This window comes from Actinacidiphila glaucinigra, assembly GCF_035918135.1.
Classification (GTDB): Bacteria; Actinomycetota; Actinomycetes; order Streptomycetales; family Streptomycetaceae; genus Actinacidiphila; species Actinacidiphila glaucinigra.
In genome coordinates this window covers 8,800,026-8,814,511 of sequence record NZ_CP109144.1, presented here as the reverse complement: position 1 = coordinate 8,814,511, position 14,486 = coordinate 8,800,026, and the positions used below count along the sequence as shown (strand labels likewise).

General features: G+C 72.2%; 13 protein-coding genes, 2 pseudogenes and 1 riboswitch. Of the genes and pseudogenes, 9 read left to right on the top strand and 6 right to left on the bottom strand.

Annotation, left to right across the window (positions count from 1 at the left end):
• Positions 1-50: 50 nt before the first annotated feature.
• From OIE69_RS40020 to OIE69_RS44865, 5 genes and pseudogenes are all read right to left on the bottom strand, one after another.
• Positions 51-1,211, bottom strand: a complete 1,161-nt coding sequence (locus OIE69_RS40020) for an LLM class flavin-dependent oxidoreductase (protein WP_326580189.1) — start codon at positions 1,209-1,211, stop codon at positions 51-53.
• Positions 1,212-1,240: 29 nt separating this feature from the next.
• A pseudogene (locus OIE69_RS40015) lies at positions 1,241-1,549 on the bottom strand (acyl-CoA dehydrogenase family protein); the annotation flags it as partial.
• A gap of 76 nt (positions 1,550-1,625) precedes the next feature.
• Positions 1,626-2,183 carry an NADPH-dependent FMN reductase gene (gene ssuE / locus OIE69_RS40010; protein ID WP_326580187.1) on the bottom strand — a complete coding sequence of 186 codons (558 nt, stop codon included), beginning with the start codon at positions 2,181-2,183 and terminating at the stop codon, positions 1,626-1,628.
• A 68-nt stretch (positions 2,184-2,251) separates the two neighbouring features.
• Positions 2,252-2,395 (bottom strand): annotated as a pseudogene (locus OIE69_RS44870) (dimethylsulfone monooxygenase SfnG); the annotation flags it as partial.
• Positions 2,396-2,483: 88 nt separating this feature from the next.
• Positions 2,484-2,564, bottom strand: a complete 81-nt coding sequence (locus OIE69_RS44865) for a putative leader peptide (protein ID WP_392567699.1) — start codon at positions 2,562-2,564, stop codon at positions 2,484-2,486.
• A 136-nt stretch (positions 2,565-2,700) separates the two neighbouring features.
• Between OIE69_RS44865 and OIE69_RS40000 the strand changes: the two genes are divergently transcribed.
• The 9 genes from OIE69_RS40000 (at position 2,701) to OIE69_RS39960 (ending at position 13,187) form a co-directional block, all read left to right on the top strand.
• Entirely contained in the window at positions 2,701-3,609 is a 909-nt protein-coding gene (locus OIE69_RS40000; RefSeq protein ID WP_326580183.1) for a LysR family transcriptional regulator, read from the top strand.
• 278 nt (positions 3,610-3,887) lie between these two features.
• Complete coding sequence (locus tag OIE69_RS39995; protein WP_326580181.1) at positions 3,888-4,988, top strand: LLM class flavin-dependent oxidoreductase; 1,101 nt, start codon at positions 3,888-3,890, stop codon at positions 4,986-4,988.
• Positions 4,985-6,385, top strand: a complete 1,401-nt coding sequence (locus tag OIE69_RS39990) for an NtaA/DmoA family FMN-dependent monooxygenase (protein ID WP_326580179.1) — start codon at positions 4,985-4,987, stop codon at positions 6,383-6,385. Before OIE69_RS39995 ends, OIE69_RS39990 begins: the two co-directional genes overlap by 4 nt.
• Positions 6,386-6,395: 10 nt before the next feature.
• Positions 6,396-6,531, top strand: a riboswitch (SAM riboswitch).
• Positions 6,532-6,565: 34 nt separating this feature from the next.
• Positions 6,566-6,682, top strand: a complete 117-nt coding sequence (locus tag OIE69_RS39985; RefSeq protein WP_326580178.1) for a putative leader peptide — start codon at positions 6,566-6,568, stop codon at positions 6,680-6,682.
• 231 nt (positions 6,683-6,913) lie between these two features.
• The gene (locus OIE69_RS39980) at positions 6,914-8,533 is read left to right on the top strand and encodes an ABC transporter substrate-binding protein (protein WP_326580177.1); all 1,620 of its coding nucleotides are present in this window, start codon (positions 6,914-6,916) and stop codon (positions 8,531-8,533) included.
• Between the two features lie 3 nt (positions 8,534-8,536).
• Positions 8,537-9,496, top strand: a complete 960-nt coding sequence (locus OIE69_RS39975; protein WP_326580176.1) for an ABC transporter permease — start codon at positions 8,537-8,539, stop codon at positions 9,494-9,496.
• Positions 9,493-10,422 (top strand): ABC transporter permease, encoded by a 930-nt coding sequence (locus OIE69_RS39970; protein WP_326580175.1) that lies wholly within the window; start codon positions 9,493-9,495, stop codon positions 10,420-10,422. Before OIE69_RS39975 ends, OIE69_RS39970 begins: the two co-directional genes overlap by 4 nt.
• A 38-nt stretch (positions 10,423-10,460) precedes the next feature.
• Positions 10,461-12,113: an ABC transporter ATP-binding protein gene (locus OIE69_RS39965; RefSeq protein ID WP_326580174.1), complete on the top strand. Its 1,653-nt coding sequence runs from the start codon at positions 10,461-10,463 to the stop codon at positions 12,111-12,113.
• A gap of 9 nt (positions 12,114-12,122) precedes the next feature.
• The gene (locus OIE69_RS39960) at positions 12,123-13,187 is read left to right on the top strand and encodes an LLM class flavin-dependent oxidoreductase (protein ID WP_326580173.1); all 1,065 of its coding nucleotides are present in this window, start codon (positions 12,123-12,125) and stop codon (positions 13,185-13,187) included.
• A 49-nt stretch (positions 13,188-13,236) separates the two neighbouring features.
• Here OIE69_RS39960 and OIE69_RS39955 read toward each other — a convergent pair whose 3' ends face one another.
• Complete coding sequence (locus OIE69_RS39955; RefSeq protein WP_326580172.1) at positions 13,237-14,025, bottom strand: SAM-dependent methyltransferase; 789 nt, start codon at positions 14,023-14,025, stop codon at positions 13,237-13,239.
• Positions 14,026-14,486: the final 461 nt, after the last annotated feature.

The window sequence follows — 14,486 nt, the reverse complement described above, 5'->3', positions numbered from 1 at the left end:
TCCTCGGGCCCTGACGTCCTTCGAGAAGGAGCCCGGCACGCAGAGGTGGATCACGGTGTTGTTCCCGCGCCCGCGAAGGGAATCTGCGCCGCGTCGCCCGCCTGCCGGCCCAAAGGGTGCTGCCACAGGCCCTGTGCCCGGAGCTTCGGCAGGACCCCCTCCCCGAACCAGTACGCCTCCTCCAGGTGCGGATAGCCGGAGAGGATGAACTCCTCGATGCCGAGAGCGTGGTACTCCTCGATCCGCTCGGCGACCTCGTCGTGGCTGCCGACCAGCGCGGTACCCGCACCGCCACGGACGAGGCCGATGCCGGCCCACAGGTTGGGATGGACCACCAGGCGGTCGCGGCTGCCGCCGCGGTGCAGCTCGAGCATGCGCCGCTGGCCCTCGGACTCGCTGCGAGACAGTCCGGCCTGGACGGCCGCGACGGTCTGCGGGTCGAACCCGGCCAGGAGCCGGTCGGCCTCGGCCCAGGCCTGCTCGGAGGTGTCGCGCGTGATGACGTGCAACCGGATGCCGAAGCGCAGGGTACGTTCCCGTCCGGCCGCCAGGCCCCGGATCCAGGCGATCTTCTCGGCGACCTGCGCGGGCGGCTCGCCCCAGGTGAGGTAGACGTCGGCGTGCCGGGCGGCGACCTCACCGGCCACCGGCGAGGAACCCCCGAAGTACACCTCGGGAACCGGGTCGGGCACCCGGGCGAGCTTCGCACCCTCGACCTGCAGGTGCTCACCGCGAAGGTCGACGGACTTGCCCTCCCACAGCCCCTTCACGACCTCCAGGAACTCACCGGTGCGGCGGTACCGCGCGTCCTTGTCCAGGAAGTCGCCGTACGCCCGCTGCTCATGGCTCTCTCCCCCGGTGACGACGTTGAGGAGCAGCCGTCCGCCGCTCTGGCGCTGGAAGGTGGACGCCATCTGGGCGGCGAGCGTCGGCGAGACGAAGCCGGGCCGGAAGGCCACCAGGAACTTCAGCCGTTCCGTGTGCCGGCTGACCATGGCCGTGGTGAGCCACGCGTCCTCGCACCACGCGCCCGTGGGGGTGAGCGCGCCGACGAAGCCGAGGTCCTCCGCGGCGCGGGCGATCTGGCTCAGGTAGGCGATCGTCGGCGGCCGGTCGCGGCCGGACCCTGTGGCGGGGGTGCCGTGGCCGCCTCCGACGACGTGGCGGCTGTCGCCGTTGGTGGGCAGGAACCAGTGGAAGGTGAGGGGCACGAGAGCTCTCCGATCGGGGTGGTCCGTCGCAGCAGGCCGTGCCGGGGCGGCCTGGTGCCGTTGAGCACGTACCGGCCGATGTGCTGGACCTTCCAGCGGGCCGGGTCGTGCAGCGTGTGGGGGCGGGCATCGCGCCAGTGGCGGTGCAGGCCCAGGGAGTTGACTGCCGACCGGGTGCCGGAGACCTCGAAGAGGGCGCTCGCGACCTCCACCGCGGTTTCGGCCGCCGTCACCTTGGCCGCGGCGGCCGAGGAATCGGTCAGGTCGGCACGCTCGGCGTCCACGGCCTTCGCCGCGGCGGCGAGGAGCGCGTCGGCTGTCTCGTGCCCCTCCTCGACACGTCCCGCTCAGCGGCGCCCTTGCGGAAGTCGGCGGCGAGGGCCTCGGCGTCGTCGGTGATGGTGCTCGCGGCTCTCATCCCGTGGCCGCCAGAAGGGTGGGGTGACCGCCGAGCGCACGCGAGAACTGGTCCGTGACCTGCGACAGCGCCTCGGCCGAGGCGGGGGCCACGGTCAGTGCCCCGTCGTCGCCCACGGTGATGTCCTTGTCGAGGGTGAACCAGCCGGGCGTGATGTGCGCGGGGTTCATGGAGCTCAGCACGGGGCGCAGTGCGTAGTCGATGGCCAGGACGTGGGCGGTGGTGCCGCCGGTGGCCAGCGGGAGGACGGTCTTGCCCGCGAGCGCGTACTGCGGGAGCAGGTCGAGCAGCGACTTCAGCAGCCCGGAGTAGGCGGCCTTGTAGACGGGGGTGCCGATCACGACACCGTCCGCCCGCGCGAAGAGGCCCACAGCCTCGACGATCGCCGGATGACCGAAGTCGGCGTGCAGCAGGGCCTCGGGCGGGAGTGTGCGGACGTCCAGCGGGATCACTTCGTGCCCCTGGGCGGTGAGCCGGTCGTCCAGGTGGCGTAGCAGCCGCGCGGTGCGGGACGTTGCGGAGGGGCTTCCGGAGACGGACAGGACGGTGGCCATACCGGGACCTTCCAGGTGTCGGGGTGGAGTCGGTGAGCGGTGCGGGTGAGGGCGGGGCCGCCGCCGGCGGGCTGGGCGGCCTCCGACTCGCGGACGAGGGGCAGTACCCGCTTGCCGAAGTACTCGGCCTCCTCCAGGTAGTGCGGGAAACCGAGGAGGAAGAGGTCGACACCGAGACGCCGGATTTCAGGCGCGCCGGAGAGGCGTTCCCGGGCAGGCGGCGGTCACGGCAGAAGGCGGCCGCGGAAGGAATTCACAAGGGGATCGACGGGCGCGTGCGAGGGTTTCCCTCGGGCGCGTTCAGGCCCGGCGGCGACAGAAAGAGCTGGAGACACGCTCGAGGTCGACGTGGCGTCGCCGCGTGAGGTCCTGTCGCTTCATGTCTTCGATGGAACAGCAGGAAGCCCGGCCGGTCAAGAACGCCCGGATGCGATTCCACATGCTGAGAGACGGTATTCACGAGCCTGTGACAGGGATTCCCTTGAACCCGGCCCGCTTCCGGCGGCACTCTCCTGCCGTGCGCATCGAACAGCTCGAGTACATCGCCGCCGTGACCCGGTCGGGATCGCTGCGGCGTGCCGCCGAGGAATTGCACCTGTCCCAGCCCGCGCTCAGCGAGACCGTGCGGAACCTGGAGCGCGAGCTCGGGGTGGACCTGCTGGAACGCAAGCGGTCGGGGGCGAAGATCAGCGACGAGGGCAGGGAACTGCTGCCGCACATCCTGAGTGTGCTGGAGGCGGTCGACCGGCTCCGTGGCGCGGCCGGGGAGCAGCACCGTGTCAGCCGCATGGTCCGGCTCGGCACGGTCAACAGCGCCACCGTCCCGTTGCTCATCCCGACCGTGCGGGAGTTCCGGTCCTCGCACCCGGTGACGCAGGTCGAGGTGGTCGGTGCCCAGCAGGCGGACATCCACCGCGGGTTGCTGGAGGGCGGCTTCGACCTGGGGTTGGTCAACTACCTGCGGGACGACGACATGCCCCAGGGAATCGAGTCCACCGAGCTTCTGCGCGGCCGTCCCGTGGTGTGCGTCCGTCCCGACAGTCCGCTGGCGGCCCTGGACGCGGTCGACACCGACAGCCTCCTCGCTGAGCCGCTGGTCGTGATGCGGTCCGGCTACGTCATGCACCGTTTCGTGCACCGTCTGCTCGGCGGGCGGACGCCGTCCTTCTCGTACTCCACCGACGGCGCGGAGATGGGAAAGCTGATGGTCGCCGAGGGTCTGGGGGCCGCCGTGCTGCCGGACTTCAGTGTGGTCGGCGACCCCCTCGAGCGCAGCGGTGCGATCACGGCGCGCCCGCTCGCGGGGGACGCGACGGAGGTGCTGCTGGTGGTGCAGCGCCGCCACTCCGGCTCCGTCCCGCGGGCCGTACGCGATCTCCACGAGTTGTTCGTGCGCAACGCCGCGGCCCTCGGCGCCTGTTCGTGACGTCGTACCGGGGGGCCTTGACACTCCCGGGGCCCGACGACGTACGTTGAACCGACATCGACCGGACGGGTGGAGGCCCTCGATGCGTGCATCCGGCGCGGCACCGCGACGTGCCGGTGACGCGCGCCTGATCACCCGGCGGCATGTCGACTACTGCCGCACCTCCTCCGCGGTCTGTCCTTCCGCGCACCTCTGAGCCCTGCCGGCCGGCGCGGCCGGCCGTTCCGACGTGGCCCCACGGCCGCGGGTTCCCGTGCTCCCGGAAGGACCGCCCGCCCATGTCCCGTCCCCCTTTGCACCTCGCCGTGGAGATCGACGGCGAGGGCGCCCACCCCGCGGCCTGGCGCCGCGCGGACCACGCCCCCGACCGGCTCCTGACCCCGCGCCGCGTGGCCGGCGTGGCCGCCGTGGCGGAGAACGCCGGGTTCACCCTCCTCACCCTGGACGACGGCGTGCTGCCGCCCGGGGCCCCGCCGGATCCGGTGGGCCGTATCGGCGCGGTGGAACGGGCGGCTTTCATCGCCGCGTCCACGAGCACGATCGGGATCACGCCCGTCGTGCCGGTCACCTACGCCGAACCCTTCCACGTGTCCAGCCAGCTGGCGTCCCTGGACCACGTCTCCGCCGGTCGCGGGGGGTGGGTCGTCACCGAGGAGGACCATCCCGGGGCGGCTCGCGCCTGGGGGCGGCCGCCGGTCACCGACTCCCGCGCGCGGGCGGCGGAGACCCGTGACGCCGTGGAGGTGGTGCGGGCTCTGTGGGACTCCTGGGAGGACGACGCCGTCATCCGTTCGGTGGCCACCAGCCGCTACCTGGACCGTGACCGGCTCCACTACGTCGACTTCACCGGGGAGTCGTACGCCGTGAGGGGACCGGCGATCGTGCCGCGCCCGCCGCAGGGGCAACTGGTCGTCCTGGGCCGGCCACATCTCGTCCCCGCCTCCCAACTCGACGTCGCCCTGGTCGCCGGCCGGGACGTCAGGGCGGTCACGGCGGCCGCCGCTGCCGCGGGCACACCTCGCGTCTTCGCGGAGGTCGAGGTCGCGCTCGACACCCCGGCGGCCAGTGGTGCCGAGCGCGTCGCGGACCTGGAGCGGCACGCGCCGTGGACGGACCGGGGCCGGCTGCGGCACGTCGGATCCGCTGAGCGACTGGTCGCGTTGCTGCACGACCTGCGCGGTGCCGTCGACGGCGTGCGTCTGCATCCGCTGGTGCTGGACGAGGACCTCTCCGTGCTCTCCCGGCTCGTCCTGCCCGCCCTCGCCGAGCGGCGACTCGTCGCCCGCCCGCTGCCCGGCACGTCGCTGCGCTCGGCTCTGGGTCTCGCGCGCCCCGCCAACCGTTTCGCCGCCGCGGCCGCCCAGGAGGACGCCCGATGACCCGCACCGATCCTCTCGACGTCCCCCGGCCCCACGCGCAGTTGCATCTGGGGGTGTTCTTCCAGGGCGTCAACCACTGGACCGTCTGGTCCGCACCGGAGAGCGGCTCCCAGATCGATCCCGCTTCGTTCCGCCGGGTCGCCCGGACCGCCGAGCGGGGCCTGTTCGACGCCTTCTTCCTCGGCGAGGGGCTCCGGCTTCGCGAGGTCGACGGCCGCATCCACGACCTCGACGTGGCCGGACGGCCGGACGCGATCACCCAGCTCGCCGCGCTGGCCGCCGTCACCCGCCGTATCGGCCTGGTCAGCACCTCCAACTCCACCTTCAACGAGCCCGCAGACCTGGCCCGCCGCCTGTCCGGGCTCGACCTGCTCTCCGAAGGCCGCGCCGGGTGGAACGTGGTGACCACGGACAACGCCTGGACCGGCGCGAACTTCCGCCGCGGCGGCTACCTCGACCACGGCGACCGTTACCGGCGCGCCGAGGAGTTCCTCACCGTGGCCCGCGCCCTGTGGGACGGCTGGGAGGACGGTGCCGTCGCGGGCTCCGCGTCCGCGCCCGCCTGGGCGGTGCCGGGCGCCGTGGGCCGCGTACGCCACCAAGGGGCGCAGTTCGACGTCGACCTCACTCCGACCCTGCCGCGCAGCCCCCAGGGGCACCCCGTCGTCTTCCAGGCGGGGGACTCCGGTGAGGGTCGCGACTTCGCCGCCCGCAACGCCGACGTCATCTTCTCGGCGCACGGCACCGACTTCGACGACGCGCTGGCCTTCGCCGCGGACATCCGGCGGCGGCTGCGCGCGGCCGGGCGACCCGAGGACGACCTGCGCATCCTGCCCGGCACGGAGATCATCATCGGCGCCACGGAGGAGGAGGCGCGGGAGAAGAAGCACTGGATACGGTCGCAGCAGGTCACACGCGCCACGGCGCTGGGAATCGCCGGGCTGCTGTGGGGCATCGACCTGTCGGAGCGTGACGCCGACGGGCCGTTACCGAAAGAGGACCCGGTGGTCGGCGAGAACGACGGCTCCTTCGGTGCCCGGCGCGTGACCGATCCCCGCGTCGTGGTCGCCGAGTGGCGTGCCAAGGCGGAGGCACACGGCTGGTCGCTGCGCGAGACCGTCATCGCGCTCGGCCCCCAGCGCGGCCATGTCGGCACGCCCTCCGGCCTCGCTGACAAGTTCGCCCACTTCGTACGGCACGGGGCTATCGACGGCTTCAACGTCACGCCCTACCTGATCCCGGACGGTCTCGACGACATCGTCGACCTGCTCGTTCCGGAACTGCAGGAACGCGGCGTCTACCGCACCGGGTACACCGGTTCGACGCTCCGCTCCCACCTCGGCCTGCGAGAACCGCTCGCCCGCCGTACCGTGTCCGCCCACCGCGCGGCGGGCTGACCGGGCCACGGGATCATCGAGCGTCAGCGTCACGCACCGGCCGCCTGACCGGCAACCGTCCGGCGCGGTGGGGTGTTCCAGGCTCCAGGCTCCAGGCTCCAGGTGAAAGCCCGGCGGAATCACCCGCGATTCCGCAAGCGCGTGGCCCGTGGGCGGGGCCCGAAGAAGGGGAGGACCGGCATGCGCCACAACAGCGACCTGAGTGCCTCCCTCGCGGCGGCGACGCTGTTCTGCGGCCTCTCCCGCCGCCGCCACATCGATCTGCAGCGTTTCACCGGCTGCCTGTGTCCGGGCTGATCCGGATCCGCCCGGCCGGCTGACCTCCCCCGCCGGCCACGGCCACTGCCTTCCGTACCTCCCGGCAGGTGTGTCCGGTGCGTCGTCCCGCGCCACCGGACCCCTCCCTTCCCCAAGGCCTTCAGACCAGCGCTGATCCGTCGCGGCGTCGTGCCCGGCGGGGCGGCACGTCCGTGCACGGCCACGGCTCGCGTGGCCCGGTGTGCGGTGACACGAGTAGGAGAACCCTCCGTGACAGCTCATCAGCGTTCCCGATCCACCCGGTGGACGGCTCTGCCCGCCCTTCTGACCGCCGGCATCCTGCTGACCGCCTGCGGGCCGAGCGGCGGCGATCCCGGCGCCGGTACCGGCCGGGCCCGGCCCGGTGGCACCCTGACCTTCGCCGTGGGTTCCGACGCGGGGTGCGTCGATCCGCAGCAGGTCGGCAGCAACGACACCATCTACTCGCTGCGCCAGGTCGTGGACTCCCTGACCGACCAGGACCCGGAGACCGGGAGGATCGTGCCGTGGCTGGCCGAGAGCTGGGAGGTCAGCCCGGACGCGACGACGTTCACCTTCCACCTCAGACCGGGCGTCACCTTCAGCGACGGATCACCGCTGACCGCGCAGGTGGTCAAGGACAACTTCGACGCCGTCCCGAAGCTCGGCGCCCTCGCCATCCTCGCCCAGGGATACCTGAGCGGTGTCGAGAGCACGAGCGCGGTCGACACGCTCACGGTCCGGGTGAGGTTCAAGAAGCCGAACGCGCAGTTCCTCCAGGCCACGTCGACGCACTCGCTGGGCATCGAGTCGTCGGCGAGCGTGAAGAGGACCCCGCAGCGCCGTTGCAGCCAGGGCGTGGTCGGCTCCGGGCCCTTCGTGCTGGAGCGCTACGTGCAGAACCAGTCGATCACCCTGGCCAAGCGCACGGGGTACGCATGGGGTTCCCCGCGCTGGCGCAAGAAGGGCGAGGCGTACCTGGACCGGCTGGTGTTCAAGGTGGTGCCCGAGGCGGGGGTGCGGGCCGGCAGTCTGCGGTCCGGCCAGGTGGACGCGATCGGCAGCGTCGGCAGGGCGGACGAGGCGACGCTGAAGGGCGGTCAGGTGACGCTGCAGCGCCGGGCGAACCCGGGCGTCGTGTTCGGTCTGGGGCTCAACAACTCCCGGCCGGTCCTGAAGGACGCCGACGTACGGCAGGCGATCCGGTACGCCGTCGACCGGAAGCAGATCGCCGACACCGTGTTCCCCACCGGCACCCGGCCGGCGACCAGCGTCCTGGCGCACACCACGCCGGGCTACCGGAACCAGGGCCCCGACCTGGCCCACGACCCCGCGAAGGCGGCCTCCCTGCTGGACGCGGCCGGCTGGAAGCCCGGACCCGACGGCATCCGCTCCAGGAACGGCACCAGGCTGAACCTGACCGTGAAGTGGTTCGCGAACGCGGCCACGAACCAGCCGGCCCTGGAACTGGTACAGCAGCAGCTCAAGTCGGTCGGCGTGGACGTGGTGCTCAAGGAGCTGCAGATCTCCCAGATCGCCCAGGTGCAGCAGGCCGGTGACTTCGACGGGCTGTGGGGGAACGTGACCCGCGCCGACCCCGACATCCTGCGCAGCTCGTACTCCACCGGGCTCGCCAACGCGTACCGTCTGCCGCCGAGCCCGCTGGACTCGGTGCTGGACCGGCAGGCGGCGACGACCGACGCGGCCGAGCGGACCCGGCTGGTGGGCGAGGCGCAGCGGTTGCTCGTCCGGAACGCCTACTCCGTGCCGGTGGTCGAACTGCAGACCCAGCTGGGTGTGTCGAGGAAGGTGCACGACCTCGACTTCGACGCCTCCAGCCGGATCCAGCTGCACGACACCTGGATCGGCTAGCGCGTGTACCGCTACGTGATCGCGCGCCTCGCGCAGGCGGCCGGGGTGCTGTGGGCGGCATACACCGTGTCGTTCCTCGTCCTCGACTTCCTGCCGGGCGATCCGGTCTCGGCGATGGCGGGAGCCGGATCGGACTCGGCCGAGATCGAACCGGCGCAGCTCGCCGCGCTCCGGCACCGGTACGGATTCGACAAACCGGTACTGGCGCAGTACGCCGACCACCTCGGCCGGGCCGTGCGCGGTGACTTCGGCGACTCGGTCACCACCGGCCGACCGGTCTCGGCGACCCTGGCCGACGCGCTGCCGCAGACCCTGCAGCTCACCGGGGCGGCGCTGCTGCTCGCGGTGGTGCTCGGCGGCGGGGTGGCGGTGCTGGCGACCTCCACCGGGCACAGGTGGCTGCGGCAGTTGCTCCTGTCGCTGCCGCCGCTCGGGGTGTCGGTGCCGACGTTCTGGGTCGGGTTGGTCCTCGTCGAGGCGTTCTCCTTCCGGCTGCGCTGGTTCCCGGCCTTCGGCAACGACGGGCTGCGCGGGCTGGTGCTGCCCGCGGTGACACTGGCCGTCCCCACCGGCGCGCTCGTGGCGCAGGTGCTGGCCAAGAGCCTGCTCACGGCGCTCGACCAGGCCTACGTGGAGACCGCCCGTGCCAAGGGCGCCGACCGCTGGCGCGTCCTGTTCCGGCACGCGCTGCGCAACGCGTCCCTGCCGGCCCTGACGGTCGTCGGGCTGCTGGTCGGGCAGCTCGTCGCCGGTTCGGTGGTCGTGGAGACGGTGTTCTCCCGCGACGGCCTGGGCCGTGTGACGGCCGCCGCGGTCACCGCCCAGGACATCCCGCTCGTCCAGGGGGTGGTGGTGTTCGGGGCGCTGGTCTTCGTGCTGTCGAACCTGGCCGTCGACCTCGTCTATCCGCTGCTGGACCCGCGGGTCGTGGTGGCCTCGAACAGGAAGGCGCGTTTCGCATGAGCCAGAGCCTTGTCGAGGATTCGGCCGAGGCCGGGCCGGGCCCGGCACGACCGGGCGGCCCGGGACCCGGTACGGGCCCGGGACCCCGCCGCCGTGCCGGGGCACGGCAGGTCCTGCGGTTCCTGCTGCGCCCCCCGGGACTGGCGGCCTCGGCCCTCGTCGTCGTCCTGGTGGTCCTGGCCTCGTTCCGGCCGGGGCTGTTCACCTCGCGCGACCCGTTGGAGGGGGTACCGTCGCAGAACTTCCGCGGTCCGAGCGGCGAGCACTGGTTCGGCACGGACGAGCTGGGACGTGATCTGTTCTCCCGTGTCGTCCACGGGGCGCAGCTCTCCCTCAAGGCGACGCTGATCGCGGTGGGGGTCGCCTTCGTGGTCGGCGGCCTGCTCGGGCTGCTCGCCGGCTTCGTCGGCCGCTGGGTCGACGACGTCCTGATGCGCGTCGTGGACGTACTGCTGTCCATTCCGGCGCTGTTCCTGTCCCTGGCCCTGGTCACGGCACTGGGGTACGGGACGGTGAAGGTGGCCGTCGCGGTCGGGATCGCCAGCGTCGCCGGGTTCGCCCGGGTGGCGCGCTCGGAGGTGCTGCGGGTACGGCAGGCGGTGTTCGTCGAGGCGTCGCGCTCGTGCGGGGCCCGCTGGTACTCGGTGCTGGGCCGGCACGTGCTGCCCAACGCCGCGGGCCCGGTCGTCGTGCTGGCGACCCTCGAACTCGGCACCGCGATCCTGTCCGTGTCCGCGCTGAGCTTCCTGGGCTACGGCGCTCCCCCGCCGGCACCCGAGTGGGGGACGCTGATCTCCCACGGCCGCAACTACCTGGGCAACGCCTGGTGGCTCACCGCACTGCCCGGCCTGGTCATCGCCGCGACGGTCCTGGCCACCAACCGCATCGCACGCGCGCTGGACGGCGAAACATCCCGGCGGCGATGAACGCTCACCCGACCGACGCGACCCGAACGGACGAGGACATGACCACACCTCTGTTGGAGATACGCGGCCTGACGGTGTCGTACGACACCCGCGGCGGCCCTGTGCCGGCGGTGCGGGGCGTGGACCTCGACGTGCTGCCGGGTGAAGTGGTCGCGGTGGTCGGCGAGTCCGGGTCCGGCAAGAGCACGACCGCACACGCGATCACCCGGCTGCTGGCCGCGAACGGCAGGATCGACGCAGGCACGGTCCGCTTCGGCAGGCACGACCTCACCACCCTGCCGGAGGCGGAACTGCGGAGGGTGCGCGGTGCGCAGATAGGTCTCGTGCCCCAGGACCCGTCGGTGTCGCTCAACCCGGTCAAGCGCATCGGCGAGCAGGTCGCCGAGGTCCTGCGCATCCACGGGCTGGCGACCCGTCGCACTGCACCCTCGGAGGCGATCGACGTGCTGGGCCGGGCCGGGCTGCCCGATCCGGCGATCCGCGCGCGTCAGTACCCGCACGAGCTCTCCGGCGGCATGCGCCAGCGGGCGCTGATCGCCGTGGCCGTCGCCGCGAATCCGCGACTGATCGTCGCCGACGAGCCGACCAGCGCGCTCGACGTCACCGTGCAGCGGGTGATCCTCGACCGGCTCCAGGCCCTCACCGCGGAGCACGGCACCGCGGTCCTCCTCGTGACCCACGATCTCGGGGTCGCCGCCGACCGGGCACAGCGTGTCGTCGTCATGTCGCAGGGAAGGGTCGTCGAGACCGGCCCGACCCGCGCCGTCCTCGAGGATCCGCAACATCCCTACACCCGGCGGCTCCTGGCGAGCGCCGCCGGCCTGAACGCGGCTCGTCCCACGGCGACGGCCGGCCCGCCCGACGCAGGCACGCCGGCACCGCCGCTGGTCGACGTCCACCGTGCCGTCAAGGAGTTCCGGCTGCCACGCGCGGCGGGCGGTTCCCGGACGCTGCGCGCGGTCGACGACGTCAGCTTCACCATCCACCGGGGCCGGACCCTGGCCCTGGTCGGCGAATCCGGCTCCGGGAAGTCGACCACCGCCCGTCTGGTCCTGCGCCTGACGGATCCGACCGGGGGGCGCATCCTGTTCGACGGCGCCGACGTCACGGCCACTCGCGGCGAACGGGCGAGGCAACTGCGCCGCCGGGCCCAGCTCGTCTACCAGAACCCCTACGCCTCGCTGGACCCGAGGTTCTCCATCGGCGAGGTGATCACCGAGCCGTTGCGCGCCTTCAAGGTCGGCGACCGGCGCTCCCGGCTGGTCAGGGCCCGTGAGCTCCTCGACCGGGTGGCGCTGCCCGCCTCGACGCTGGACCGCCGCCCGGCCGAGCTGTCCGGCGGGCAGCGGCAGCGCGTGGCGATCGCTCGTGCCCTCGCGCTCTCCCCGGACCTGGTGGTGTGCGACGAGCCGGTGTCCGCGCTCGACGTGTCCGTCCAGGCACAGGTGCTCGATCTGCTCGCCGAACTCCAGGCCGCCACCGCGGTGGCGTATCTGTTCATCTCGCACGACCTGGCAGTGGTACGGCAGATCGCCCACCAGGTGGCCGTCATGCGGTCCGGGCGCATCGTCGAGACCGGGACGGCCGAGGAGTTGTTCACCCGCCCCCGTCACCCGTACACCCGAGAACTGCTCGCGGCGATCCCGGGCGGACCTCGCCCCTCCGCTGCCGCCGAGCCCACCATGCCGTGAGGAGAGCGCATGACCACCCCCAGGATCACCTCCCTGGCCTTTCTCACCCCGGGGAACTTCGACGACGACGATCCGTACACCGGCCTGGAGCACACGCTGCAGCTGTTCGAGTACGGCGAACGGCTCGGCTTCGACGGCGCCTGGATCCGGCAACGCCACCTCGAACACGGTGTGGGCTCGGCAGCGGTGTTCCTCGCCGCGGCCGGGCAGCGCACCCGGCGGGTCGAGCTCGGGACCGCGGTCATCCCGATCGGGTACGAGAGCCCGTTCCGGCTGGCCGAGGACCTGTCGCTGGCCGACGTGCTGTCGCGGGGGCGGCTCCAGGCCGGCTTCAGCACCGGCATGCCGCACGCCGAGCTGCTCGGCGACCTGGTGCACGACGGCGACTGGCGCGGCCTGGACCTGTCGTACGGCAGGATCGCCCGCCTCGTCGACCACCTGCGCGGCCACTACCTCGGTGGCCCGGACACGGTGATCCAGTCGCCCGGGAACACCCAGCGGCCACGGTTGCAACCGCACAACCCCGCACTGGTGGAGCGGATCTGGTACGGCGCGGGCAGCGTGCGTTCGGTCCGCTGGGCCGCCGGGAACGGGCTGAACCTGTTGTCCGGCAACATCGTCAGCAGCGAGGGCACCGCCGACTTCACGACGGCCCAGTCGACCCTGCTCTCCGAGTACCGGCGCGCCCTCGGCGATGCCCGGCCGGCGGCGCGGGTGGCACTGGGGCGTGTGATCGTGCCTCTCGACAGCGCCGACGCGGTCACCCGGGCCCGCTACCAGCGCTACGCGGCCGGCCGGCACGAGCGCACTCTGGCCCCGCGGGCCTTCGGTCCGAAGCGGATCCTGTTCGCTCCCGACCTGGTCGGAACCGCCGAGCAGATCCTTGAACGCCTGACCGCGGACCCCGTGCTCGCGTCGGTGACCGAACTGCGGCTGGAACTGCCCTACGAGTTCCAGCGGGAGGAGTACGAACAGATCCTGCACGACGTACGGCATCTGATCGCGCCCGAGCTGGGGTGGCGGCCCGCCGAGGACGACCTGCCCGCCGGACGGCCCCTCCCGGCCGGACGGTGACGCCGCGGCCGCGCCGGACCGCGTCCCGCGCCGATGCGGGCGCGGGACGTCACGGGACGCGGGCGACTCCGGCGTAGATGCCGCTGTCCTCGGGGGAAGGTGACCGGGGTGTCCTGTACCACTCCGGGGCCGTCACCAGGCCGGGGGCGACGAGGTCCAGCCCGTCGAAGAATCGGGCGACTTCGGGGCGGGTGCGGAAGCCGAGGCGGATGCCGCCCTTGGCGTACTCGGCGGTGACCTGCGCCGCGAGCTCCGGGTGGAGGTCGGACGCGGCGTGCGACAGCACGAGGTGGCTGCCCGGGGGTAGGGCGGACAACAGGGTGCGCACGATGCCGTGCGCGTCCTGTTCGTCGGGGACGAAGTGCAGCAGGGCGATGAGCGAGAGCGCGACGGGCCGGGTGAAGTCCAGGACACCGCGCGCGTGTTCGAGGATCTCCTCAGGACGGTGGACGTCGGCCTCGAGGAAGTCCGTGAAGCCTTCGGGACGGCCGGCCAGCAGCGCCTGGGCGTGGTGCAGCACGAGGGGGTCCTTGTCGCTGTAGACGACCTTCGCGGCCGGTATCACGCGCTGGACGATCTGGTGCAGGTTCGGTTCGGTGGGGATGCCCGAGCCGATGTCGAGGAACTGGTCGACGCCCTGCGCGGCGAGCCAGCCGGCGGCCCGCTGCATGAACTGCCGGTTCTGCCGGGCCGCGTCACGCGCCTCGGGCGGCAGCTTCTCGCCCACCGCCTCATCGGCGGGGTAGTTGTCCTTGCCGCCCAGCAGCCAGTCGTACACGCGTGCCGGGTGGGCTCTGCCGGTGTCGATCCGCGGCGGATGGGGGGTGCCGGTCGTCATGACGGACTCCGTCGCGCGAGGGGGGTCGTTGTGCTGTCGATCTCGGCAGTCTGGCACAGCAAGCAGCGCCTGAACATGGCCACTTGGCCGCTGCGACGCGCGTCCACGGGCTTTGGCGCCACAAATGGCGACATCTTCGGGTGCTCCCGAATTCACTGCACAACGATGGCACCAATGGGTGCGAGCGACTGCCGCAGCCTTGTCGAAACTTTCGCGGAAAGCGGACCCCGGGATCGCATCGATGTCGAATTCACATGTTTCCGGCGAGTAAACTTCCCTGCGGCTCCACGACACCTCGGGCGCATCGCCGCCGGATGAGCGAACTCGCAGGTCAGTAAGGTGTCCTGAGGCTCTTTCAGGTAATGGGCAACGGCCGCCATTACCTGGTCCCCGAACCACGCCCGCCAACTCGGAAATAACGCAGGCTACAGTCTGTTAGTTCGGCGTTCAAGTGCTTTACA

What these genes read in the sequence shown, in the direction of transcription:
- OIE69_RS39995 (WP_326580181.1), top strand. Translation starts at nt 3,888, where the DNA reads ATGTCCCGTCCCCCTTTGCACCTCGCCGTGGAGATCGACGGCGAGGGC.
- OIE69_RS39970 (WP_326580175.1), top strand. Translation starts at nt 9,493, where the DNA reads ATGAGCCAGAGCCTTGTCGAGGATTCGGCCGAGGCCGGGCCGGGCCCG.
- OIE69_RS39955 (WP_326580172.1), bottom strand. Translation starts at nt 14,025, where the DNA reads ATGACGACCGGCACCCCCCATCCGCCGCGGATCGACACCGGCAGAGCC.
- OIE69_RS39965 (WP_326580174.1), top strand. Translation starts at nt 10,461, where the DNA reads ATGACCACACCTCTGTTGGAGATACGCGGCCTGACGGTGTCGTACGAC.
- OIE69_RS39960 (WP_326580173.1), top strand. Translation starts at nt 12,123, where the DNA reads ATGACCACCCCCAGGATCACCTCCCTGGCCTTTCTCACCCCGGGGAAC.
- OIE69_RS39990 (WP_326580179.1), top strand. Translation starts at nt 4,985, where the DNA reads ATGACCCGCACCGATCCTCTCGACGTCCCCCGGCCCCACGCGCAGTTG.
- ssuE (WP_326580187.1), bottom strand. Translation starts at nt 2,183, where the DNA reads ATGGCCACCGTCCTGTCCGTCTCCGGAAGCCCCTCCGCAACGTCCCGC.
- OIE69_RS39985 (WP_326580178.1), top strand. Translation starts at nt 6,566, where the DNA reads ATGCGCCACAACAGCGACCTGAGTGCCTCCCTCGCGGCGGCGACGCTG.
- OIE69_RS44865 (WP_392567699.1), bottom strand. Translation starts at nt 2,564, where the DNA reads ATGAAGCGACAGGACCTCACGCGGCGACGCCACGTCGACCTCGAGCGT.